The sequence below is a fragment of the Streptomyces endocoffeicus genome, from assembly GCF_016741935.1.
GTDB classification, from domain to species: Bacteria; Actinomycetota; Actinomycetes; order Streptomycetales; family Streptomycetaceae; genus Streptomyces; species Streptomyces endocoffeicus.
On sequence record NZ_JAERRG010000019.1, the window covers coordinates 97,244 to 117,958 of the forward strand.

Here is a 20,715-nt window from a genome sequence, read left to right on the forward strand (position 1 = left end):
CCAACACGGTCCCGGCCGCGGCTGACACCCGCCTGTCACGCCCCTGACACGGCCACTGACATGGCGTTGTGTGGTCAGTACGCGAAGCGACTCACGGTCTCCGGGTGGATGACGAGCCGAATCTGCTCCGTGGCCAGGATCCCGGCGAGGTCATCGGCGCGGGCCGGGTCGTCGAGGTCCCAGTAGCGAGCGGCCAGGCGGGCGCACAGCTCGTGCGCTCCGTCGGACTCGACCGTGGTGCGGCCGGCGACCGACAGCCAGCGCTCGCGCTCACCCACGGGGGCGGCGACGACGATCGAGGCGCGGGGGTCGCGGCGCAGGCGCCGCACCTTGAGCGAGTCCGGGGCCGTGAACAGCTGGATCGTGCCCTCGGCAGTGGCCTCGAACCACACCGGCCGGGGCTGTGGCGGGACCGGCCCCTCGGCCACGGACAGGAACCCGTGCAGGGGGCGGCGGAGGAACTCGAGGTCCTGGGCGGTCAGCGAACTGGCGGCGGTGCTCATCACGGCCCTTCCGATAGGTGCGACAGCTGAGGGGAATGGCGGATAGGTGTGACAGGTGAGGGGAATGGCGGATAGGTGTGGCAGGTGAGGGGAATGGCGGAACAGGTGTTCCGGGGACGATGGAGGGCGATGGTCGAGCGGGTCGGTCAACCGCTGTCGGGGCGCCGCCACGCTCCCGCCGCCGCGGCCCGTACGACGTAGTCCTCGAAGGTCCGGGGCGCCCGTCCCAGCACGGTGGCGAGGTCATCGGTCGTCCCGGCGAGCAGCCCGCGTTCCATCAGTACGAACATCTCGGCGACGTGGTGGGCGTCCTCCTCGCTCAAGCCCTCCTCGACCAGCGTCGCGGCGTACTCGGCGGGGGAGACCTGCCGGTAGGTGAGGGGCCGCCCGGACGCACGGGAGATCAGCTCGACGGCCTCACCGAAGGTGAGCGCACGCGGTCCGGTCAGCTCGTAGACCCGTCCGGCGTGCCGACCGGGCTCGGTCAGCACCGCGGCCGCGGCGTCGGCGACGTCCTCGACGTCGATGAACGGCTCGGGCACCGCGTCGGCCGGGAGCGCCAGCTCCCCGGCGACCAGCGGGGCGTGGAAGACGTCCTCGTCGAAGTTCTGGGCGAAGTTCGACGGCCGCAGGACGGTCCACTCCAGAGCCGAGCCGCGCACGGCGTCCTCGGCCGAGCGCATGTCCAGTCCGAACGTGGAGTCGCCCCAGGTGTCGGCGCCGTGCCCGGAGAGCAGGACCAGCCGCCGCACCCCGGCGGCCTCGGCCCGGGCCACGAACTCGTGCACCGGGCCCGGCACGGGCGGGGCCACCACATAGGCGGTGGCGATACCTCGCAGGGCCGCGTCCCAGCCGCCGGGGTCGGACCAGTCGAACCGGGTCGGGCTCGACCGGGAGACGGCACGCACCGGCGTGCCGCCCAGCCGCAACCGGGCGACGACCCGCCGACCGGTCTTGCCGGTCGCGCCGAGGACGAGAGTGGTGTCGTTGCTCATGACACCGATTGAACACGGCCGACTCGGACGACCCCATAGGTGAAGAGCCGGATCACCTGTGTATTCGTCTAAACTCGCTGAGGTGGACGCGTTCAGTGATCTGATCCGTGGGGTGCGGGCCCACGGCTCGTTGTTCGGCAGCTCGACCCTGTCCCCGCCCTGGGCGCTCCACTTCGTGGACGGCGCGCCGCTGACCCTGTGCACCGTCCTCACCGGGTCGGGCTGGATCGTGCCGGAGCACCGTCCGCCCGAGCCGCTCCGCGCCCGCGAGACGATCGTCGTACGCGGCCCTGGGACGTTCACCTTCGTCGACGAGATCGGCACCCGCGCCGAACCGATCGCCTGCGGCGAGCACTGCGCCACGCCCGAGCAGGGCGGGACCAGGCACCGTATCGGCTGGCACGACGAGGGCGGGGAGACCGATGAGGACGGCAACGGTGCGACGACCCTGATCGTCGGCGCCTACCCCGTACGCGGCGAGATCAGCCGCCGACTGCTGGACGCGTTGCCCGTCGTGCTGCGCGTGGACGACGGGGGCACGGCCGACCCCGTGCTGGACCACCTCGCCGCCGAGGTCGCCGTCGACACACCGGGCCAGCAGGTCGTCCTCGACCGGCTGCTGGACTGGATGCTGGTCTGCACGCTGCGCGAGTGGTTCGACCGGCCCGGCGGCGAGCCCCCCGCCTGGTGGGCCGCCCAGCGGGACCCGGTGGTCGGCCGTGCGCTGCGCCTGCTGCACGCCGAACCGGCGGCACCCTGGACGGTCGCCGCGCTGGCCGAGCGCACCGGGGTGTCACGTTCGACGCTGGCCAAGAGGTTCGCCGACCTGGTCGGCGAACCCCCGCTGACCTACCTCACCCGCTGGCGCATGACGCTCGCGGCGGACCTCCTGGTCGAGCGGGAGGCCGCGACCGTCGCGGACGTCGCCCGCACCGTGGGCTACTCCGACCCGTTCGGTTTCAGCGCGGCGTTCAAACGGGTCCGAGGCGTCAACCCGAGCGACTTCCGCCGCACCGCGACCGTCACCTGAAAGCTCAGGGCACGAATGCACGGTTCGATATCACCGTGCGCACAACCGGTCCAATGCCGATTGGCTCTCATCGTCCGCGGCGCGGTAGATCAGCAGCCGTTGGTCCGGATCTTCAAGTGGCATCAGCACTTCGAATTGCAGTGCGAGCTCACCGACATCAGGGTGCCGTATCACCTTGTCCCCGCGGCCGTTGACCTTGACGTCCCGCTCGGCCCACAAACGCGCGAATTCCTCGTCATGAGTGGTGAATTCGGTGATGAGGTCGGTCAGCGCCTTGTCCTCCGGATGCGCGGCCCACGCGGCACGCAGATGGGCGATTCCCTCCCGTACGACGCGTTCGCGGTCGACGTAGAACTCGCGTATCCGCGGATGCATCAGACACAGCCACATCGCATTGCGCCTCCCCGGCGGGAGGGTGTCGAAATCCATGAGCAGCCTCGCCATTTCGCCGTTCCACGCCAGGATGTCGTAGCGGTGGTTCATCAGCATGGCCGGCAGCGGCGACAGGTCGGCGACCAGCCGGGACAGCGGCGGCACCGCGGCGGTGGTGGGCTTGTCGGCGTTGCGGGGGCGGCGCTGCCGGGCCAGGTCGAAGAGGTAGACGCGTTCGTCGGGGCCCAGGCGCAGCGCCCGGGACAGCGCCTCCACCACGTCCGCCGAGGGCCGCAGCCCGCGGCCCTGTTCCAGCCGCACGATGTAGTCGATGCTGACCCCGGCCAGTTCGGCGACCTCTTCGCGGCGCAGTCCCGGCGTCCGCCGGGACCGCCGACGCGACGGCAGGCCGAAATCGTCCGGGTTCAGGCGTTCGCGCCGGGTCCGTAGGAACGCGGCCAGCTCCTGTGTCGCGTCCACGGTGCGGGTCGTCATATCCGATCCAACAGCCAGGGTAGGACTCGTGTTCCCAGGAACTTCCTTCCCTTATCCCCGGCTCGCGGCGGTCACAGGCTTGTCTTCGGCAACGGAACACAAGCACAGGAGGACACGATGTCGCTCACCCTCGACACCTATCGGCTGCTGGGCCGCTCCGGGCTGCGGGTCTCACCGCTGGCGCTCGGCGCGGCGACCTTCGGCACCGAGTGGGGCTGGGGCGCCGAGCAGGACGAGGCGCGCAAGCTGTTCGACCTCTACGTCGAGCGCGGCGGCAACTTCATCGACACCGCCATCACCTACACCAATGGCAGTTCCGAACGCCTGCTGGGCGAATTCGCCCGCGACAACCGCGAGAGCCTGGTGCTGGCAACGAAATACACGACGCTGCGCCGCCCCGGCGATCCGAATTCCGGGGGCAGCCACCGCAAGAACCTGTTCGCGTCGGTGGAAACCAGTCTGCGGCAGCTGAAAACGGACTACATCGATCTGCTCTACCTGCACGTGTGGGATTTCATGACGCCGGTCGAGGAGATCCTGCGCGGCCTGGACGATCTGGTCCGGCAGGGCAAGGTCCTGTACGTGGCGATCTCCAACGCCCCGGCCTGGCAGGTGTCGCGCATGCAGACGATCGCCGACCTGCGAGGCTGGTCGCCGCTGGTCGCGCTGCAGATCGAATACAACCTGATCGAGCGCACCGGGGAACGTGACCTGATCCCCATGGCACGCGAGATGGGGTTGGGCGTGACGCCGTACTCGCCGCTGGCGGGCGGGGTGCTCACCGGCAAGTACAGCCGCGACGACCTGACCGCGACGAATGCCGCGGTCGACGACGGCACCCGCAAGAACTTCAACTTCGCCTTGGGCACGCTCACCGAACGTAACCTCGCCATTGCCGATGTCGTGAAGGAGGTGGCCCATGAGCTGGGCCGCACACCCGCCCAGGTCGGGCTGGCCTGGACCCTGCGGAACCCGGACGTGACGGCCCCGATCATCGGCGCCCGCACCCCCGCGCAGCTGGAGGACAACCTGGGCGCCCTGGAGGTCGACTTCACCGCCCCCCAACTGGCCCGCCTCGACGAGGCCGGCGCGATCGGACTCGGTATCCCGCACGACCTGCTCGCCAGCGACTTCGGTCGCACGCTGACCCGTGGCGACCTGAAGGTCGAAACCCGCCGCTGATACCCGATCCGGCTTTATCGGGTTTCGGTGGCCGGTGGCCGGTGGCCGGTGGCCGGTGGCCCGTGGCCCGTGGCTCGTGGGCGAGTCAGGAGTCACAGGATTCAGGAGTCGGCAGGCCGAGGCACGATGCTCACCGCGCGGTAGTCGTACCCGTCCTGTTTGAAGCCGGGGGCTTCCCACGTGAGGTCCACTCGCTGTCCGGGCGACAGCGTGCGGAAGCCGGTCACCTGAATGTCGGAGAAGTGGCCGAAGCAGCCGCCGGGAGTCTCGGGGGAATCGAGCACGCCCCACCCCTCCTCGTCGCTCCACTCGCGGACCGTCGCAATCACCATGGGATGGACACTAGGGGCTCGGTTCGGTCTCGTCTCCGTATTTATGCCGATGGTGACCCGTAGAAGCAGGTCCTGTCGTCCATCCGCAAAAGGCGCCCAGCGGGCAGCGGTGATTCCAGGGGCGCTTCAAGGGGGATGCCCGACCAGTCGATGTCGAACGGTCCGGCATCCGGAGCGTCCGGCACCCGGGCGATCAAGTCGTAGGTGGTGACGGGCCTGCCGGGCCGGTGTATCTCCAGCTCCAGTTTCATCATGTCTTCGAGGAACTCTCGTTCCAGGTCCCCGGTGTCCCGCAGGCACGCGTCGGCATCCGCGCGGGCGGCGGAGAGGGTCCCGAACAGCCGCCGCTCCTCGAACCAGTCGGAATGGGAGATGCGGCCCTGTTCACGCAGCACGGCGAAGCCGTAGGGGCGCCGGCTGACCGGATCGCCCGCCGCCCCGGCGGGCGGCGGCTCGGTCGGTGTCACCTCGAGCCGCTCAAGGCATTCATGGGCGGTGCCGTCCCAGGGATCCCTCCGCAACGCTTCCTCGTACGCGGTGACGGCACCCGCGCGGTCGCCGATCCAGGTGAGCGCATGCCCCAACTGCAAGGGGACCAAGGGATCGTCGGGGTCGGCGTCGAGTGCCGCCCGCGCTGCCGCGACGCTCTGTGCGGCGAGCGCGGCGGTGACGCCGTCCTCGTCCCACTCCATCTCGCCGAGCGGTGGCCCCTCGTCGTCCCAGTCCCACCCGGAATTGAGGTCGTGGTCCACATCCACGGCCAGCCGCAGCGCGAACGCGGCGATGGTGGAACGTCCGATGGCGATCGTGGCCGCGACCTCGACATCGCCGGTCGCCGGATCGCCGGGCGCTGCATCGCCGGGTGGTGCCGCCTGATCCGCGACCGAGTCGTAAAGGCCGCCCGCCTCGGCCAGCCGGCCGGCGATCTCCTCCGTACCGTCGTCGAACCAGAACCGCCGCCAGGAATCGGCGAGCGACTGCCCTGCCCGCACCAGGCGGACTCCCCCGTCGTCATCGACCATGGGGCGGCACGCTACCCCATCCGGGGAGGTGCGGCGCGGGCCCCGACGCTCGCGTAACTCCACCGGAGCCTCAGCGCTTTCGAAGCGCTTTCGCAATACGCCCCAGGGGTGTCCGGCGGATCTTGGCGCCTGCGGCGGGCTGCTCCCCTCCCCGCCCCTTCCCGGCACCTGACGATATGCGGCTCCGCCGCGTGCGGGGCTCCGCCCCAGACCCCGGGGTCCAGGGGCGAAGCCCCTGGTAACGGGAAGGGGCGGGGAGGGGAAAGATCCGCCGACCCGAGATCGTTCGCGGGCCCGATGCCGCGTTCCCGAGGCGGGAGCCACCATGCTGGTGGAGACCTGCGAAGAGGAGCGCATCATGTCGTACCCGGAATTCCTCGAATACCCCGAGCCCCGCTACCACGGTGACACGGGCGAGGTGAACGCGGCCTTTCGCCCGGCCAGTACCCCGCCCGACATCTCCTCGCCCGGTGGCGGCTCTACGCACTACCTCGCCACCAATGAGTCGACCGGCGGCGAATTCGGCCTGTACAAGGTGCAGTTGGGGGCGCGGGCCGCCGGAGCGAAGACCCACTTCCACAAGGCGATGTCGGAGTCCTTCTACATTCTCTCCGGCGAGCTGGAGCTCTACAACGGCGAGAGGTGGGTCACGGGCCGCGAGGGCGATTTCCTGTACGTACCGGTCGGCGGGCTGCACGCCTTCAAGAACGTGACCGATGAGCCCATGTCCATGCTCCTGCTCTTCTCCCCGGGCGCCCCGCGCGAGGAGTACTTCGAGCGGGTCGCGGAGATGTCTCAGCGCGGTGGCGAGGAACTCAAGCGCTTTCGGATCCGGCACGACAGCTATTTCGTGGAGGATTTCGAGCCCGAGGGGGAGTAGGGCCCCGCCACCCGGCGGCGCGGGCCCCGGCCAGCTGCCTCCCGTCCGCTCGGGCCAGGAACTCCAGCAGCAGGCCATCACCGCAGCCGAGGTCCAGTACGCGCCTGCTTCCGGCCACCCGGTCGCACAGGAGCTCATAGCTGGACCGGCCGTCCGGAGCGCGACCGCGGCCGAACGCTTCCGCGGTCACCGCCGGACGTTCAGCGTGGAACGCCCGCAGGAATGCCTCTTGCGATGCGGTAGTCGTCACTCACTCAACGTACGGCGATCACGCGGTCATTGGGCCCGCTCCTATTCGAAGAACTCGCTGAACACGCTGACCAGGTTGTGGGGCGCGTCGTCGCCGAACATGAGCTCGTCGCTGCCGACGCCCTCGGCGGCGACCTCGGCGCTGCGGGGGAACATGGCCCGCTCGTACTCGGCGAGCGCGGCCTCGACGTCGTCGGGGTGCGCGGCGAGGGCCTTGCCGAGTTCGGCGCCGTCGAGCATGGCCAGGTTGGCGCCCTCGCCGTTCGGCGCCGTGAGGTGGGCGGCGTCGCCGACCAGGGTCACCCCCGGCACCCGGTCCCGGTCCCATCGGTGCTCGATCGGCAGGGCGTAGTGGGGGCGCAGGACCGGCGGGGTGTCGCCGTCGGTGATCAGCGCGGCGAGTTCCGGCGCCCAGCCGTCGAACTCCCGCGCGATCCGCTCGGTGGCCGCGGCGGCATCGGCGAAGTCGATCGCGGCGAACCAGTCCAGCGGCCTGGGGAGCAAAACGTAGGTGTGCAGGGTGTCGCCGCTTTCCCGGTGCGCGTGGATCGCCCTGCCCGGCGCGTGCGCCATCATCGACCCGCCGCCGACCGCTTTGGCGGCGGCGGGGTGCCGGGTGTCGGCGTCGTACAGGTACGTCTCGACGAACGACAGGCCGGTGTACTCGGGTATGGCGGTGGACACCAGCGGCCGGACCCGCGACCACGCGCCGTCCGCACCGACCAGCAGATTCGTGGCGACGGTGCTGCCGTCGGCGAACGTCACCTCATGGCGGCCCTCGCCGAGGGCACGCGTCTCGCTGACCTTGTGCCCCCACCGGACGGTGCCGGCCGGGAGCGAGTCGAGCAGCATCTGTCGCAGCTCGCCGCGTTGCACCTCGGGGCGTCCACCCGTGCCGTCGTCGGCTTTCTCGAACAGGACGGTCCCCTCCCGGTCGAGCATCCGCATCGCCTGACGGCCCTCCAGGACCAGGCCGCGGAACTCCTCCATCAGGTCGGCCGCCCGCACAGCCAGTTGGCCGTTGTAGTCGTGGATGTCGAGCATCCCGCCCTGCGAACGCGCCATCGGGGAGGCCTCCGCCTCGTAGACGGTGGCCGGGATGCCGTGGACGTGCAGGACGCGGGCGAGCGTGAGGCCGCCGAGTCCGGCGCCGATGATCGTGACGGGAGTGCGCATCGTGACTACTCCTTCGTGAATCGAGACCGCCCGGTGTCAGCCCAGGCCGACCTCGCTGGTATGTCGTTCCATGACTGGAACGTCACTCCATCATGGAACGCTGCTCCATGATGGAACAACGCTCCATGTTGGAACGACGCTCCAGTCATGTCAAAATGGCCGCATGGCAACACGGGCACGCCGGTCACAGCGGCGCACAGAGGCGCTCTCCCGCGAGCGCATCGTCGAGGCCGCCGTCGAACTGCTCGACGCGGCCGGCGAGGGCGGGCTGACATTCCGGGCGCTGACCGAGCGCCTCGCCACCGGGCCCGGGGCGATCTATTGGCATGTGGCGAACAAGGATGAACTGCTCGACGCGGCGACCGGCGCGGTAGTGGCCGCCGCGTTGTCGCTCGATTCCACGGAACCCGCGGAACTCGCGGAACCCGCGGAACTCGCGGAACTCGCGGAACCCACGGAGCCTGTGGAACCCGCCGACCGAGCCGAGTCCGCCCAGTCGCCGGACTCGCCGCAGGACAAGATCCGCGCCATCGCGTTCGGCCTGTACGACGCGATCGAGGACCACCCGTGGCTCCCCACGCAGCTCGCCCTCCAGCTCTCCCGCAGCCCCTGGGGGTCGGTGACGCCGCGGATCTTCGAAAGCATCGGCCGGCAGGTCCGCGCGCTGGGCGTGCCCGAGGGCCACTGGTTCACGGCGGCCTCGGCGCTGGTGCACTACATCCTCGGCGCCACCGGCCAGAACGCCGCGAACAACGCGAGCGCCCGCACCCTCGCGCCCGACGTGGACCGCGCCGAGTTCCTCGGCGCCGCGTCGAAGGCCTGGGAGGGACTCGACCCCGACGACTACCCGTTCATCCGCGCCGTCGCGGCCCAGATGCGTGAGCACGACGACCGCGAGCAGTTCCTCGCCGGGATCGACCTCGTCCTCACCGGCATCACGGCTCTCCATCTGCCCAGCGAGCAGGATCGCACCACGCCACCCGCCACCTGAGCGGGGCGAGGACTCGAACACCCCTCCCAGGGATACGAAAACGCCCAGCGACGGGTCGACACCAGCGCGCCGCCGAGTCGGCGCTGGCCTGCCAGTCTCAACCCCTACACCCCGGTGCGGTGCACCAGGCCGTTCAGGATGAGGGCGAGGCCCGCCTCGAACGCCGACTCGTGATCGATCACCGGCCAGTCGGCCGGTAGATCCGCGGTGTCGCCGGGGTCGGTGTCCGCCTGCTCTTCCAGGACGCTGCCGACCGTGAAGCGGCTGGCGGCCAGCATGGCCATGTGCGCGTCCCGCTCGGGCACGCCGGAGGCGATGAGGAAGTCCATCTTGCGGCGGATCCGGTCGAGGTCGCCGGTGGGGGTGGTGCCGGCGTGGAGCCGTGCGCCGTCCCGGCGCATCAGCAGGGTGCGCCTGAAGCTGCGCGTGTTGTCCAGGAACCAGTCGCGCCAGTCGTCGCCGGGTGTCGGCAGGGGTGCGGTCGCATGGGGTGCCATCGCCGCCTCCGCCATGGCCGTGAGGAGGTCCTTCTTGGTGCGGAAGTGCCAGTACAGCGACGGCTGCTCGACGCCGAGTCGCTTCGCCAGCCGCCTCGTGCTGACGGCGTTCAGCCCGACCTCGTCGAGCAGGCCGAGCGCCTCGGCGATGACGGTCTCGCGGTTCATCTTGGTCACGTTGACAATCTATCGCCGATAGATGACTCTGGAAAGGAATCATTCACTGATAGATTTTGAGGTGATGGGGCATGGCGGAGAGATCGGGAACGCGGTCCCTGCGGGTCCTCGTCGCCGGTGGTGGGGTCGCGGGGCAGGCTCTGGCCTTCTGGCTCGCGCGGGGCGGCCACCGGGTGACCGTCGTCGAACGCTTTCCGGCGCTGCGGGCCACCGGGGCCCAGGTCGACCTCCGGGGGCAGGGCATCGAGGCCGTCAAGCGCATGGGGCTTCTCGACGCCGTCCGCGGCAAGCTCGTGGACGAGGCGGGCGTCGCCTTCGTCAACGTCCGCGGCAAGGCCAAGGCGACGATCATGGCCAACACCTCCGGAAAGGGCCGGCAGACCCTCACATCCGAGTACGAGATCATGCGCGGAGACCTGGTGCGCATCCTGCACGACGCGACGAAGGACGACGCCGAGTACGTTTTCGGCAAGAGTGTGGACGGCTTCGAGCAGGACGAACACAAGGTCGTCGCGCACTTCTCCGACGCGTCCTCCGGCGAATTCGACCTCCTGGTCGGCGCGGACGGGCAGGGATCACGCATCCGGCGAGCGGTTCTTCCGGCGGGCTTCGACCCGTACTGGCGGGTGGGCATCCACATGGCCTACTGGTTCGTCCCGCGCATCGCGTCCGACGGCAACATCCGGGACACCTGCATGGTCCCGGGGGGCCGCCAGATCATGCGCCGCAGCCACAACCCGACCGAGACCCAGGTGTACTTCGTGCTGCGGGAGGAATCCGAGGAAGCCTCGGCGATCCACGGCGCGCCCGTCGAGCGCCAGCAGGAGTTCTGGGCCGACAGGTTCCGCGACGCCGGATGGCAGACCGAGCGCTTCATCGAGGGCTTGAAGACGAGTCCGTTCTTCTACTCCCAGGAGATCGTCCAGGTCCGCACCGACACCTGGTCCAAGGGCCGCGTGGTCCTGGCCGGCGACGCCGCCCACTGCGCCTCCCCCTACAGCGGCATGGGCGTCTCCGGCGGCTTGGTCGGCGCACACGTCCTGGCCGGTGAGATCAACCGGCACCCAGGCGATCTGCCGACCGCGCTGGCGAACTACGACAGCGTGCTTCGGCCCTTCGTCAACGAGATCCAGGGCGAGGTGAATCCGCGCCTCCTGCGCCTGGGCATGCCAATGACCCAGCGCGCGATCGACGCCTTCCAGGCCACCACCGCGCTCGCCTGCTTCCTGCGCATACCCGACCTCGTCGCGCGCCTGTCAAAGGAGGACCGCGGCGGCAACTGGCGGCTCCCCGATAACCCGGCACCGATCGGCGCCGCCTGAAAGCGGCCCCGGCAGTACTCGGCCAACGCCGATGAACCGGTTCCGCCCGGTGGCCCGAGCCGGGCTCGCCCGCCGGATTTGGTTTCAATTGATACCGTATCGAACGAATGAATGGCTGTAATGTGTCCCCATGAGCGCCGATCTTCCTCACCACACCACCGCCTCGCGGGCGACCGGCCGTGCCGGGGACACCTCGCCCTTCGCGCTCGGCCTGCTGCTGCGTCGGGCGCACTGGCGGGCGGCGGCGGTGATGACCGAGGCGCTTCGGCCGCTCGGCATTGAGTTGCGGCATTTCGCCGTGCTGATCGTGCTGGTCGACCGCGGGCCCACGGTGCAGCGGGACCTGGCGGCGGCGACGGGGTCGGACAAGGCGGGGATCATGCGCGTGGTGGACGACCTGGAGCGCAAGGGGCTGGTCGAGCGCAAGGCCGTGCCGGGGGACCGGCGGGCGCGGGCGGTGGAGATCACGCCTCAGGGGCTTGAGCTCTTCGACGCGGCCCATGTGGCGGCCGAGCCGCTGGCCGGGCGGCTGGTCGGCGAGCTGGGGTCCGATGAGGCCGAGCGGCTGAAGGATCTGCTGACCCGGTTTGCCTATCCCGCGGAGGGCGGGGCGTAAGGGCGGTGTGCGGCGGCCCGCTTCGGGTGGAGCGGGCGGCGCCGTGTGGCGGCCTCGCCTGCGATGGAGTGGGTGGACGCCGGGTGACCGCCTCGGTTCGGTGAGGCGTCACACGGCGTCCATGGCCCGGGGGTTACATGACCAGCCGTCGGCCGGCGGCTACGCCGCCAGTCGCTCCGCGAGTTCCTTCGCCTTCGTGGTCGCGTCCTCGAAGGCGCGGTTGCGGGAGGCCTCGTACAGGGGGATCAGCTCGGACATGGCCGGGTTGCGCGGGGCCAGGGTGAGCTCCGGGACGATGAAGTCGAGGTCCAGGCCGAGGGTGCGGTGGAGGACGGCCTCCAGGTAGTTCTGTACGAAATCGAAGCCCTCGCGCGGGGTGCCCGGCGCGTAGGAGCCGCCGCGGCTGGCGACGACGATGGTCGGCGTGGACTGGGCGGAGGGGGACTCGCCCGCGGTGCGGCCGAGCAGGAGCACGTTGTCCAGCCATGTCTTGAGGGTCGACGGGACCGAGAAGTTGTGCATGGGGGCGCCGATCAGGATGGCGTCCGCCTGCTCCAGTTCCTCGATGAGCTTCTCGCGCGCGGCGAACGCCGCCGACTGCTCAGGGGTGCGCTCCGACGGCGCGGTGTAGCCGGCGGACCAGGCGTCGGCGGTGATGTGGGGGATGGGGTCGGCGGCGAGGTCGCGGTGGATCACCGTGCCCTCCGGGTGCTGCTCCTCCCATGCCGTACGGAAGGCGGCCGCGACCGAACGGGACGCGGACGCCTCGCCCGGAAGTACGGACGAGTCGATGTGCAACAGCGTGACCATGGACTTCTCCCATGAGTGCTCGATGATGGTTGAGAGTAAGATGGTATCGAATGATACTGTCGCGAGTGTAACGAAGGTGCGCGGTGAAGATACAGCGCCTCGAGCAGAGGGGAGATGGGCGATCTTGGACGTCTACGGAGCCGTCACGAGCCGACGGGCGGTGCGCGAATTCACCGACCGGCAGGTCCCGCGGGAAGCGCTGGAGCGGGTGCTGTCCGCCGCGGCTTGGGCGCCGTCCGGGTCGAACCTCCAGCCGTGGCACGCCTACGTGCTGACCGGCGGACCGCTGGCCGAGCTCAAGAAGCGCGCCGGTGAGCGGCTGGCCACGGGTGACGCCTGGGACGAGCCGGAGTACGAGCAGTACCCGTCCGCGCTGAAGTCCCCGTACCGCGAGCGCCGGGCCGCCTTCGGTGAGCAGCGCTACGGCGCGCTCGGGATTCCGCGCGAGGACCTGGAGGCGCGGCAGCGGGCCGCCTCCGCGAACTGGCAGTGCTTCGGCGCGCCCGCCGCCCTGTTCTGCTACATCGACCGCGACCTGGGCGGACCCCAGTGGTCCGACGTCGGCATGTTTCTGCAGACCGTCATGTTGCTGCTCCGCGCCGAGGGGCTGCACAGCTGTACGCAGATGGCGTGGGCGAAGTACCACAGGACCGTCGCGGAGATCGTGTCGCCGCCGGACGGGCTCATTCTGTTCTGCGGTATGTCGATCGGATACGAGGACGTCGCCGAGAGCCACCCCCGTACGGAGCGGGCGCCGCTCGGCGAGACGGTCAGGTTCGTCGACGGCCGCTGAGGGGCATCAGGCCCGCTGACGGCCTCAGATCTGCGGGGTGGTCAGCCATGCGCTGACGCGGGCCAGCGCGGTGGGGCCCGAGGCGGAGGCCACGTCCTGGGCCAGGTCGGCGATCGAGACCGTGCGCAGTGCCTCGCGCCAGGCCGCGTCCGCGCCGCCCATCACGCGGGCGATCGGGCACGGGGTGGTGCATGCCTCGGCCGGGGTGGCCAGCGGGCCCCGCTGGCGGATCTCCGTGCAGGTGAACGCCGGGCTGGGGCCGTCGACCGCCTCGACCACATCGAGCACGGTGATCGAGGCGGGCTCCCGGGTGAGGGTGTAGCCGCCCGCTTTGCCCTGGACCGAGCGGATGAGCCCGGCCCGGGAGAGCGCCTGTAGCTGTTTGGCCAGGTAGCTCGCCGAGACGTCGTGCAGTTCCGCCAGCTTGGTCGCGGGGACGGGCTCCTCGACGGATGTGAGCACGACGCAGCAGTGCAGGGCCCACTCGACTCCGCCGGACATCTTCACCCGCCCCACTCTAATCAGCCCGCCGATCAGCCCGCTTACTCGGACAAACTTGTGTCCGGGTATTTTCTCGGACAAGATGTATCCGAGTTTTGTGGGCGGCGCGGCCACGTGGTGGTTCATGCGCCGTATCCAGGCATGCAGGCATGCAGACATCCAGGCATCCAGGCATCCAGACATCCAGACAGGCGCCATGCGCACATGCGGGCGTCCATGCGCACCATTCCGACGGAAGGCAAGTCAAAGTCATGAAGTTCGCGGTCATCGGCGGTACCGGGCTGATCGGGTCCCAGGTCGTCAAGAATCTGAACGCCGCCGGGCACGAGGCGGTACCGCACGCGCTGTCCACCGGCGTCGACATCATCAGCGGTCAGGGGCTGGACGAGGCGGTGGCGGGAGCCGACGTCGTCGTCAACCTCACCAACTCCCCGACCTTCGACGAAGCCTCCCCGGCCTTCTTCAAGGCCTCGATGGACAACCTGCTGGCCGCGGCCCAGAAGGGCGGCGTCGGTCACTTCGTGATCCTCTCGATCGTCGGCGTGGACCAGGTGCCGGAGCTGGACTACTACCGGGCCAAGGCGCTCCAGGAGGAGATCCTCGCGGCCGGGCCGATCCCGTACTCGATCGTCCGGGCGACGCAGTTCATGGAGTTCATGGACGCCGTTCTGTCCTGGACCGCCGACGGCGACACCGTCCGGCTGCCCGCCACGCCGATCCAGCCGATCGCCGCCAAGGATGTGGCCGCGGCGGTGACGGAGGCCGCCGCGGGCGCCCCGCTGCGGGGCATTCGCAATGTCGCCGGGCCCGAGGTCTTCCCGCTGAACGAGCTGGGCCGGATCACCCTGGCCCAGAGGGGCGACCACCGCACCGTCGTCACCGACCCGGCCGCCGGGATGTTCGCCGTCGTCCAGGGGGACGTCCTCACGGACACGGGTGCCCAACTGGCCCCCACCCGTTACGTCGACTGGCTCTCCTGACCCGCGCGCGGCGACCCGCGCCGCACCCACGCTGCACCCGTGCGCCGCACCCACGCTGCACCCGTGCGCGGCACCCGTGCGGCGACCCGCGCGCGGCCTGGAGCAGCTGAGCCTCCGCCCGCCCGGCGTTACGGCCCCGGCGGGCGGGGCTCGATGTTGTGGTTGAGCCGGAAGACATTGTCCGGGTCGTACTGGGCCTTCACGGCGGCCAGCCGGCGGTAGTTCTCCGCGCCGAATCCCGCGACGACCCGGTCCCGGCCCTCCCTGCCGATGAAGTTGAGGTAGACCGCGCCATGGGACCACGGCCGGACGTCGGCTCGGGTGTCATGGGCCCATTGCCGGGCCCGGGCGTCGTCGGCCGGGTCGTCCCACAGGCCGAAGGGGTGCACGATCCACGACGACGCGCGCCACGGCAGCGGAAACTCGGAGGGCCCCTCGGTCACCGCCCCACCCTGCGGGAACAGCACATGCTGGGAGGGGGAGGGGACGATCATGTCGGAGGCGCGGCGGCAGAAGCGGTCCACGGCCTGGTCGGGGAAGGAGTCGAGATATTCGGCCGACCAGTAGTTCCGGTAGCCGGGCGGGTCGTCGAGCAGGCGCTGGAGGTCCGGGTAGGGCAGCTCGGTGATCATCTCCGCGTCGTGGCCCAGGTGCAGCAGGGGAGCGGCGAGGCCGCGGGCCTGCTCCTCGTGGCCGATGTAGGTGATGAGCACCGCGCAGACGAGGGCCCCGACCATGTCCTCGGGAACGAACTCCTCGGGCGGGCCCGTGCAGTAGAGCAGCCCACCGCCGATCCGGTCCGGCGCGGACTCGAGGAAGTCGCGGTAGGCGCGCACCACCGTCGGGCCCGCTTCGGGGCGCCACAGCAGCAGCATCGCCGTCATGGCGGTGAGCGGATGCAGGCGGAGGGTGAAGGCGGTGGCCACGCCGAAATTGCCGCCACCGCCATGGAGGGCCCAGAAGAGCTCGGGGTGCTCCTCCTCGTCGATGTGGAGTCGCTCGCCCTGCGCCGTGACGAGGTCCACGGCCAGGAGGTTGTCGCAGGCCAGCCCGAAGGCGCGGTCCAGCCAGCCCGCGCCACCGCCCAGCACGAACCCGCCGACCCCGGTGGTGGAGACCCGGCCTCCGGTCGTCGCCAGACCGTAGGCCTGCGTCCCCCGGTCGAGCTCGCTCATGATCGCCCCGCCGCCGACCCGCGCCGTACGGGCGCCGGGGTCGACCGTCACCGCGTTCATCCCGCGCAGATCGATGACGAGACCGCCGTCGACGATCGACATTCCGGCCACGCTGTGTCCGCCGCCGCGGACCGCGATCGGCAGGTCATGATCGCGGGCGAAGCGGATCGCGCGGGCGACGTCCTCCTCGTTCTCGCACCGCGCGATGGCGGCCGGGCGCCGGTCGATCATCGCGTTGAAGATCCCGCGGGCCTCGTCATAGCCCGCGCCGTCGCCCGGCGTGATCACCTCACCGACCAGCCGCTCGCCGAGGTCGGTGAGGTCGGCGAGGTTGGTGAGGGCTGTGCCATTGATGCCACCGGGTGCCATGGGGCCCACTTCCCGGAGTGAGGGTCAGTGAGGGCCGGACATCGCGCTCCCCCTGCCGACCCGATCGTCAGTCATCCCCCAATCCCCATCGTAAGGAGCGGTCCGGTCCGAGGCGCGCCGAGAACGGCGCTCAGCGGGTCCCGATGGGTTCGGTGAGTGAGCGTACGAGTGTCGTCTCCAGCGGCGTGGTGAGTTCGGCGGGCAGCCGTTCCCAGTGGCGCCGGGCCCCGAGCTCCTGGCGGAGCCACCGTGTCCATCGGTTCAGCGCCGGCGTGATGTCACCGCGGACGGCGAGGACGATATCGGTGTCCGAGCAACTGATCACGGAGGCGGGTGCGGTCCTCGATGGTGAACATCACGGTTCTCTCCTTCGCCGCCCGGCTGGGGACCCCCGAGGCTTCGGGGGCGACGGCGGGTGCGGTCGTTGCCCGTGCCGTTGAGGGGGAGCAGGGACTCCAGGGTGGCGCCCCGCACCCAGGCGCCGAGGAGGTTCCGGTGCAGGGCGAGGATCTCGTGCTTCATCGCGAGCTTCTCCGCCTCCCGTGTGAAGGCGCAGGTGGCGACGAACACCGCGACATCCGCGCCGTGTTCGGCCTTCGCCGTACCGAGGAACTTCTGCATATCGCCGCTCGGCACGGTGCGATGGGGTGCGTAGTGCTTGCACTGGATCACCAGCAGGCGGCCGTCCGGCATGCGGCCGATGACGTCCGCGCCCAGGTCGCCCGACCTCCCGGAGACGACCACCTGGGTGCAGCCGTCCCGGCGGCACAGCTCCGCGACGTAACTCTCGAACCGCTGCCACGTCATGGCGTCCACCTCGGCCATGGACCGCTCACGTGCCGCGTTCTCCTGCTCGGTCTGCCAGGCCCGGTGTCGCGTCACGGTGCGCAGACGCGTTTTCCACAGCCACCAGCCGATGGTGCCGAGCAGGCCGGCGAGGACCACCCCGAGGACGTACGGCCATACCGTCCTCCAGGTCAGGGCCAGCACGAGGGCCGCCGCCGCGCCGCCGCTCCAGGCCGTGCGGCGCAGCCGTGCCCTCGCCCGCCGTAATGCCGCTTTACGCCGTCGTCGCTGTCGCTGTCGCTGCCGCCCTCGTACGGTCATTGATCGCGCCCCCCTGTCGGCTCGTTTCCCTTCCCCCCCCCGCAGTGTCGGGAGCGGCGGGACGCCCCCGCAAGAGCGCCCCTCGCGCAGCGGCCGGGTCTGCCATGGGCGAATCTGCTGCGGGCCGAGATTCCTTACGGAGCAGGCGAATTGGGTCGATGGTGAAAGGACCGCGGCGGTGTGGGTCGCGGTATTCACAGGGAGGTCCGATGGGAACATTCACCACCGGCTGGGAGCCGGCGATGAGTCCGCGAGCCACGGAGGGGGATACGGCACCCACGCGGTTCGACGATCACCTCGCCGCGCAGCTGCTGACCCAGCGCATCGTCTTTCTCGGCACACAGGTGGACGAGGTGTCCGCGAACCGGGTGTGCGCGCAGATGCTGCTGCTCTCGGCGGAGGATCCGCGGTCGGACATCAGCCTCTACGTCAACAGCCCGGGCGGTTCGGTGACGGCGGGGCTGGCGATCTACGACACGATGCGGCTGATTCCGAACGACGTCTCCACGCTCGTCATGGGATTCGCCGCGAGCATGGGGCAGTTTCTGCTCACCGTGGGCACGACCGGAAAGCGCTACGCGCTGCCGAATTCCCGCATCATGATGCATCAGCCGTCCGCCGGTATCGGGGGGAGCACGGCCGATATCGCGATTCAGGCCGAGAATCTGGAATTCATGAAGCGGTCGATCGAGCGGATCACCGCGGAGCACACCGGACAGAGCGTGGAGACCATTTCGCGCGACGGCGACCGCGACCGGTGGTTCACACCGGAGCAGGCGAAGGAGTACGGAATGGTCGACCGGGTCGTGGCGTCGCTCGCGGACGTACGGCCCGCCGGTACGCGGCGCAGGATGGGGATCTGACATGGCGCAGTACACGATTCCGACGGTCGTCGAGCGCACCACGCAGGGGGAGCGGGCGTACGACATCTACAGCCGGCTGCTGTCCGAGCGGATCATCTTCCTCGGTACGGAGATCGACGACGGCGTCGCCAACGTCGTCATCGCGCAGCTGCTCCACCTCGAATCGTCGAGCCCGGAGCAGGAGGTCTCGATCTACATCAACTCACCGGGTGGCTCGTTCACCTCGCTGATGGCGATCTACGACACGATGACGTTCGTGTCCGCGCCCATCTCCACGTTCTGCGTGGGGCAGGCGGCCTCGACCGCGGCGGTGCTGCTGGCCGGGGGAGACCCCGGGCGGCGGTTCGCGCTGGAGCACGCCCGGGTGCTGCTGGGGCAGCCGGTGAGCGGGGGTCAGCAGGGGACGGTCTCGGACCTCAGTCTGCAGGCCAAGGAGATGCTTCGGATCCGCTCGCAGGTCGAGGAGGTGCTGGCCCGCCATACGCCCCACGACGCCGCCACGCTCCGCGCCGATATGGACCGCGACAAGGTCTTCACGGCGGAGGAGGCGGTGGCGTACGGGCTCGCCGACGAGGTGCTGAGCCGGCGGATGGCCCGGGGATTCTGAGGGCTCGGTGACTCGGTGACTCGGTGACTCGAGGGCTCGGTGGCTCAGGCGGCCAGGCGTACGTCGCCCTGCCGCCCCGCGTGCCGGGCCCCGCGGTCCACGACGGAGGCGGGGGAGGTGACGGACGTGACGGACGTGACGGACGTGGCGGAGGTGACGGACGTGAGGGACGTGACCGACATCGCCGCGCCGTCGCGCCGCCGCGGCCCGGAGACGAGCCGGATCAGCTCGCCCTGGGCCATCGCGAGAAGGTCGGCCAGGCCCAGGCCGAGTGCGCGGGCGGCGGCCGCGAGAACCTCGGACGACGCCTCCTTGCGGCCCCGTTCGAGCTCGGAGAGGTACGGCATCGAGATCCGCGCCGCCTCGGCCACGTCCTTGAGCGTGCGCTGCTGAGCGAGGCGCTCGCGCCGCAGCACGCCACCGACGACATCCCGCCACAAGGGCTCCTTCACCGGCTCCCGGCCGGGCCGCTCCGGTCCGCCGGGAGCACCCGGGGCGCCCGGAACGGCGGGGGATGCCGGGGCGGGGGCGGCCGTGGGGGATCCGGCCCCGGCGGTGGCTCCCGACCGGGGCGCCGGGTCCGCGGTGGCCGGACGCAGGGGAATGACGCGGGCTCGGTTCGACGCGTGGCTGCTCACCCCCTCAGGGTAGGAGCGTCGCGCCCGACGGGAAGGGGACAACGCTCTGCCCTTGGCGAATCGCTCAGGCGTTCGGTGCGGGGCGGGTGGCGCGAACCGGCCCGCGCGCACCCCGCGCATCCCCGGCGAGGAGCCCCGTTGTCAGTGCCGGGCCCTAGCGTATGGCTGTCCTTATTCACGCTTGCTGGGCTGCTTGCGTAACTCGGACACGGCGGGGGCCGGACCCAACAGCGCGGGTCCGGCCCCCGGCGGAAAGTCGGCTCGCTCGCCCGGGGGCACGGGGCCGGGTCAGGAGGTGATCCGCAGCTCCGGCGGATAGCCGGTCCAGCGCAGTGGCGCGGGCAGGTGCGCCATGTCGTTGGAGAAGAGCACCGAGGGCGGCCGGCCGGGCGGGGGACAGCGGATGACGGTCAGCGCCGCGTTGCACTGGTTGAGGCCGAGCCAGCGCCACTTCGGGGCGTCGAGCACGGCCCGGACCAGCCAGCCGATGAGGAAGTTGTGCGTGACGACCAGCTCATGGCGGTCCTCGGGGCCGTCCACCGGGCCCGTGAAGCGCTCCTCGGCGGCACGGGCCAGCAGCGGGCCGCGGGCGCGCTCTTCGGGTGGGAAGCGATGGACGAATTCGAGCAGGAAGTCGGCGGAATCGGCGGGCAGTTCGTCGCGCCGGGGCGTGTACGGCACATAGTCCCCGGCCGGTTCGCAGACATGGGCCGGTACGCCGTCGAGTTGGTCGCCGATCAGCCGGGCGGTCTCGGCCGCCCGGGGCAGCGGGCCGTGGTGGATCGCCGACAGCGGAACGCCCCGGAGCCGCTCGCCGAGCAGCGTGGCCTGGCGGCGGCCGGTGGGCGTGAGCCCGCCTTCGTCCGGCGTGGCCTCGCCATGGCGGGTCAGATAGAGATAGCGGGTGGCGTGGGGCGTGGGGGTTGGGTGAGTCGTTTGGGTCGCGGTCATGGTCCCTGTCCGTCGAGAGTCGTTGGAAGGGACGGCCGGTGGCGGGTGGCGGGTTCCGGCGGCGCCCGATTGTTCCGGCGGT

The 20,715-nt window shown here is 70.5% G+C and carries 25 protein-coding genes; 10 read left to right on the forward strand and 15 right to left on the reverse strand.

Annotated elements, in window-relative coordinates; translation table 11 throughout:
* Nucleotides 1–74: 74 nt before the first annotated feature.
* Both JK364_RS36010 and JK364_RS36015 read right to left on the reverse strand, forming a co-directional pair.
* Entirely contained in the window at nt 75–503 is a 429-nt protein-coding gene (locus JK364_RS36010) for a pyridoxamine 5'-phosphate oxidase family protein (protein ID WP_201855575.1), read from the reverse strand.
* 146 nt (nt 504–649) lie between these two features.
* A complete protein-coding gene (locus JK364_RS36015; protein ID WP_201855576.1) occupies nt 650–1,498 on the reverse strand; it encodes an NAD(P)H-binding protein in 849 nt (282 codons plus the stop codon).
* Between the two features lie 82 nt (nt 1,499–1,580).
* On the opposite strand from JK364_RS36015, the gene JK364_RS36020 reads away from it, so the two are divergent.
* Nucleotides 1,581–2,528, forward strand: a complete 948-nt coding sequence (locus JK364_RS36020) for an AraC family transcriptional regulator (RefSeq protein WP_201855577.1) — start codon at nt 1,581–1,583, stop codon at nt 2,526–2,528.
* 30 nt (nt 2,529–2,558) lie between these two features.
* On the opposite strand, the gene JK364_RS36025 is transcribed toward JK364_RS36020, so the two are convergent.
* A complete protein-coding gene (locus tag JK364_RS36025; protein ID WP_201855578.1) occupies nt 2,559–3,395 on the reverse strand; it encodes a helix-turn-helix transcriptional regulator in 837 nt (278 codons plus the stop codon).
* Nucleotides 3,396–3,512: 117 nt separating this feature from the next.
* Between JK364_RS36025 and JK364_RS36030 the strand changes: the two genes are divergently transcribed.
* Nucleotides 3,513–4,577: an aldo/keto reductase gene (locus JK364_RS36030; RefSeq protein ID WP_201855579.1), complete on the forward strand. Its 1,065-nt coding sequence runs from the start codon at nt 3,513–3,515 to the stop codon at nt 4,575–4,577.
* A gap of 101 nt (nt 4,578–4,678) precedes the next feature.
* Here JK364_RS36030 and JK364_RS36035 read toward each other — a convergent pair whose 3' ends face one another.
* Entirely contained in the window at nt 4,679–4,909 is a 231-nt protein-coding gene (locus JK364_RS36035; protein WP_201855580.1) for a cold-shock protein, read from the reverse strand.
* 41 nt (nt 4,910–4,950) lie between these two features.
* A complete protein-coding gene (locus JK364_RS36040; protein ID WP_201855581.1) occupies nt 4,951–5,931 on the reverse strand; it encodes a hypothetical protein in 981 nt (326 codons plus the stop codon).
* A 358-nt stretch (nt 5,932–6,289) separates the two neighbouring features.
* Between JK364_RS36040 and JK364_RS36045 the strand changes: the two genes are divergently transcribed.
* Nucleotides 6,290–6,811: a cupin domain-containing protein gene (locus tag JK364_RS36045; RefSeq protein WP_201855704.1), complete on the forward strand. Its 522-nt coding sequence runs from the start codon at nt 6,290–6,292 to the stop codon at nt 6,809–6,811.
* Here the strand turns inward: JK364_RS36045 and JK364_RS57150 are convergent.
* Together JK364_RS57150 and JK364_RS36055 are read right to left on the reverse strand one after the other, a co-directional pair.
* On the reverse strand, nt 6,747–7,061 hold the full coding sequence (locus JK364_RS57150; RefSeq protein WP_307841475.1) for a methionine biosynthesis protein MetW: 315 nt from the start codon (nt 7,059–7,061) through the stop codon (nt 6,747–6,749). The two genes, JK364_RS36045 and JK364_RS57150, sit on opposite strands and share 65 nt — an antisense overlap.
* A 41-nt stretch (nt 7,062–7,102) precedes the next feature.
* Nucleotides 7,103–8,236, reverse strand: coding sequence for an FAD-dependent oxidoreductase (locus JK364_RS36055; protein WP_201855582.1), 1,134 nt, complete (start codon nt 8,234–8,236; stop codon nt 7,103–7,105).
* A gap of 163 nt (nt 8,237–8,399) precedes the next feature.
* Between JK364_RS36055 and JK364_RS36060 the strand changes: the two genes are divergently transcribed.
* The gene (locus JK364_RS36060; protein WP_201855583.1) at nt 8,400–9,227 is read left to right on the forward strand and encodes a TetR/AcrR family transcriptional regulator; all 828 of its coding nucleotides are present in this window, start codon (nt 8,400–8,402) and stop codon (nt 9,225–9,227) included.
* A 104-nt stretch (nt 9,228–9,331) separates the two neighbouring features.
* Here the strand turns inward: JK364_RS36060 and JK364_RS36065 are convergent, their stop codons facing one another.
* Nucleotides 9,332–9,892: a TetR/AcrR family transcriptional regulator C-terminal domain-containing protein gene (locus JK364_RS36065; RefSeq protein ID WP_201855705.1), complete on the reverse strand. Its 561-nt coding sequence runs from the start codon at nt 9,890–9,892 to the stop codon at nt 9,332–9,334.
* Between the two features lie 80 nt (nt 9,893–9,972).
* Between JK364_RS36065 and JK364_RS36070 the strand changes: the two genes are divergently transcribed.
* Nucleotides 9,973–11,223, forward strand: coding sequence for an FAD-dependent monooxygenase (locus tag JK364_RS36070; RefSeq protein ID WP_201855584.1), 1,251 nt, complete (start codon nt 9,973–9,975; stop codon nt 11,221–11,223).
* 130 nt (nt 11,224–11,353) lie between these two features.
* Nucleotides 11,354–11,839 carry a MarR family winged helix-turn-helix transcriptional regulator gene (locus JK364_RS36075; protein WP_201855585.1) on the forward strand — a complete coding sequence of 162 codons (486 nt, stop codon included), beginning with the start codon at nt 11,354–11,356 and terminating at the stop codon, nt 11,837–11,839.
* Nucleotides 11,840–11,998: 159 nt separating this feature from the next.
* Here JK364_RS36075 and JK364_RS36080 read toward each other — a convergent pair whose 3' ends face one another.
* Nucleotides 11,999–12,649, reverse strand: coding sequence for an FMN-dependent NADH-azoreductase (locus JK364_RS36080; RefSeq protein ID WP_201855586.1), 651 nt, complete (start codon nt 12,647–12,649; stop codon nt 11,999–12,001).
* Between the two features lie 124 nt (nt 12,650–12,773).
* Here JK364_RS36080 and JK364_RS36085 point away from each other — a divergent pair, with 124 nt between their 5' ends.
* Nucleotides 12,774–13,442 carry a nitroreductase gene (locus JK364_RS36085; RefSeq protein WP_201855587.1) on the forward strand — a complete coding sequence of 223 codons (669 nt, stop codon included), beginning with the start codon at nt 12,774–12,776 and terminating at the stop codon, nt 13,440–13,442.
* 24 nt (nt 13,443–13,466) lie between these two features.
* Here the strand turns inward: JK364_RS36085 and JK364_RS36090 are convergent, their stop codons facing one another.
* The gene (locus JK364_RS36090; RefSeq protein WP_201855706.1) at nt 13,467–13,943 is read right to left on the reverse strand and encodes an RrF2 family transcriptional regulator; all 477 of its coding nucleotides are present in this window, start codon (nt 13,941–13,943) and stop codon (nt 13,467–13,469) included.
* Nucleotides 13,944–14,194: 251 nt separating this feature from the next.
* Here JK364_RS36090 and JK364_RS36095 point away from each other — a divergent pair, with 251 nt between their 5' ends.
* Entirely contained in the window at nt 14,195–14,923 is a 729-nt protein-coding gene (locus JK364_RS36095; protein WP_201855588.1) for an SDR family oxidoreductase, read from the forward strand.
* A 128-nt stretch (nt 14,924–15,051) separates the two neighbouring features.
* Here the strand turns inward: JK364_RS36095 and JK364_RS36100 are convergent, their stop codons facing one another.
* From JK364_RS36100 to JK364_RS36110, 3 genes are all read right to left on the reverse strand, one after another.
* Nucleotides 15,052–16,467, reverse strand: coding sequence for an FAD-binding oxidoreductase (locus JK364_RS36100; protein ID WP_201855589.1), 1,416 nt, complete (start codon nt 16,465–16,467; stop codon nt 15,052–15,054).
* A gap of 130 nt (nt 16,468–16,597) precedes the next feature.
* Complete coding sequence (locus JK364_RS36105; protein ID WP_201855590.1) at nt 16,598–16,792, reverse strand: hypothetical protein; 195 nt, start codon at nt 16,790–16,792, stop codon at nt 16,598–16,600.
* Nucleotides 16,789–17,574 carry a restriction endonuclease gene (locus JK364_RS36110; protein WP_201855591.1) on the reverse strand — a complete coding sequence of 262 codons (786 nt, stop codon included), beginning with the start codon at nt 17,572–17,574 and terminating at the stop codon, nt 16,789–16,791. Before JK364_RS36110 ends, JK364_RS36105 begins: the two co-directional genes overlap by 4 nt.
* Nucleotides 17,575–17,783: 209 nt before the next feature.
* On the opposite strand from JK364_RS36110, the gene JK364_RS36115 reads away from it, so the two are divergent.
* Both JK364_RS36115 and JK364_RS36120 read left to right on the forward strand, forming a co-directional pair.
* Nucleotides 17,784–18,437 carry a ClpP family protease gene (locus tag JK364_RS36115; RefSeq protein WP_201855592.1) on the forward strand — a complete coding sequence of 218 codons (654 nt, stop codon included), beginning with the start codon at nt 17,784–17,786 and terminating at the stop codon, nt 18,435–18,437.
* 1 nt (nt 18,438) lies between these two features.
* The gene (locus tag JK364_RS36120; protein WP_201855593.1) at nt 18,439–19,044 is read left to right on the forward strand and encodes a ClpP family protease; all 606 of its coding nucleotides are present in this window, start codon (nt 18,439–18,441) and stop codon (nt 19,042–19,044) included.
* A gap of 44 nt (nt 19,045–19,088) precedes the next feature.
* Here the strand turns inward: JK364_RS36120 and JK364_RS36125 are convergent, their stop codons facing one another.
* Nucleotides 19,089–19,682, reverse strand: a complete 594-nt coding sequence (locus JK364_RS36125; RefSeq protein ID WP_307841476.1) for a helix-turn-helix domain-containing protein — start codon at nt 19,680–19,682, stop codon at nt 19,089–19,091.
* Between the two features lie 288 nt (nt 19,683–19,970).
* Nucleotides 19,971–20,633 (reverse strand): histidine phosphatase family protein, encoded by a 663-nt coding sequence (locus tag JK364_RS36130; protein ID WP_201855594.1) that lies wholly within the window; start codon nt 20,631–20,633, stop codon nt 19,971–19,973.
* Between the last annotated feature and the right edge of the window lie 82 nt (nt 20,634–20,715).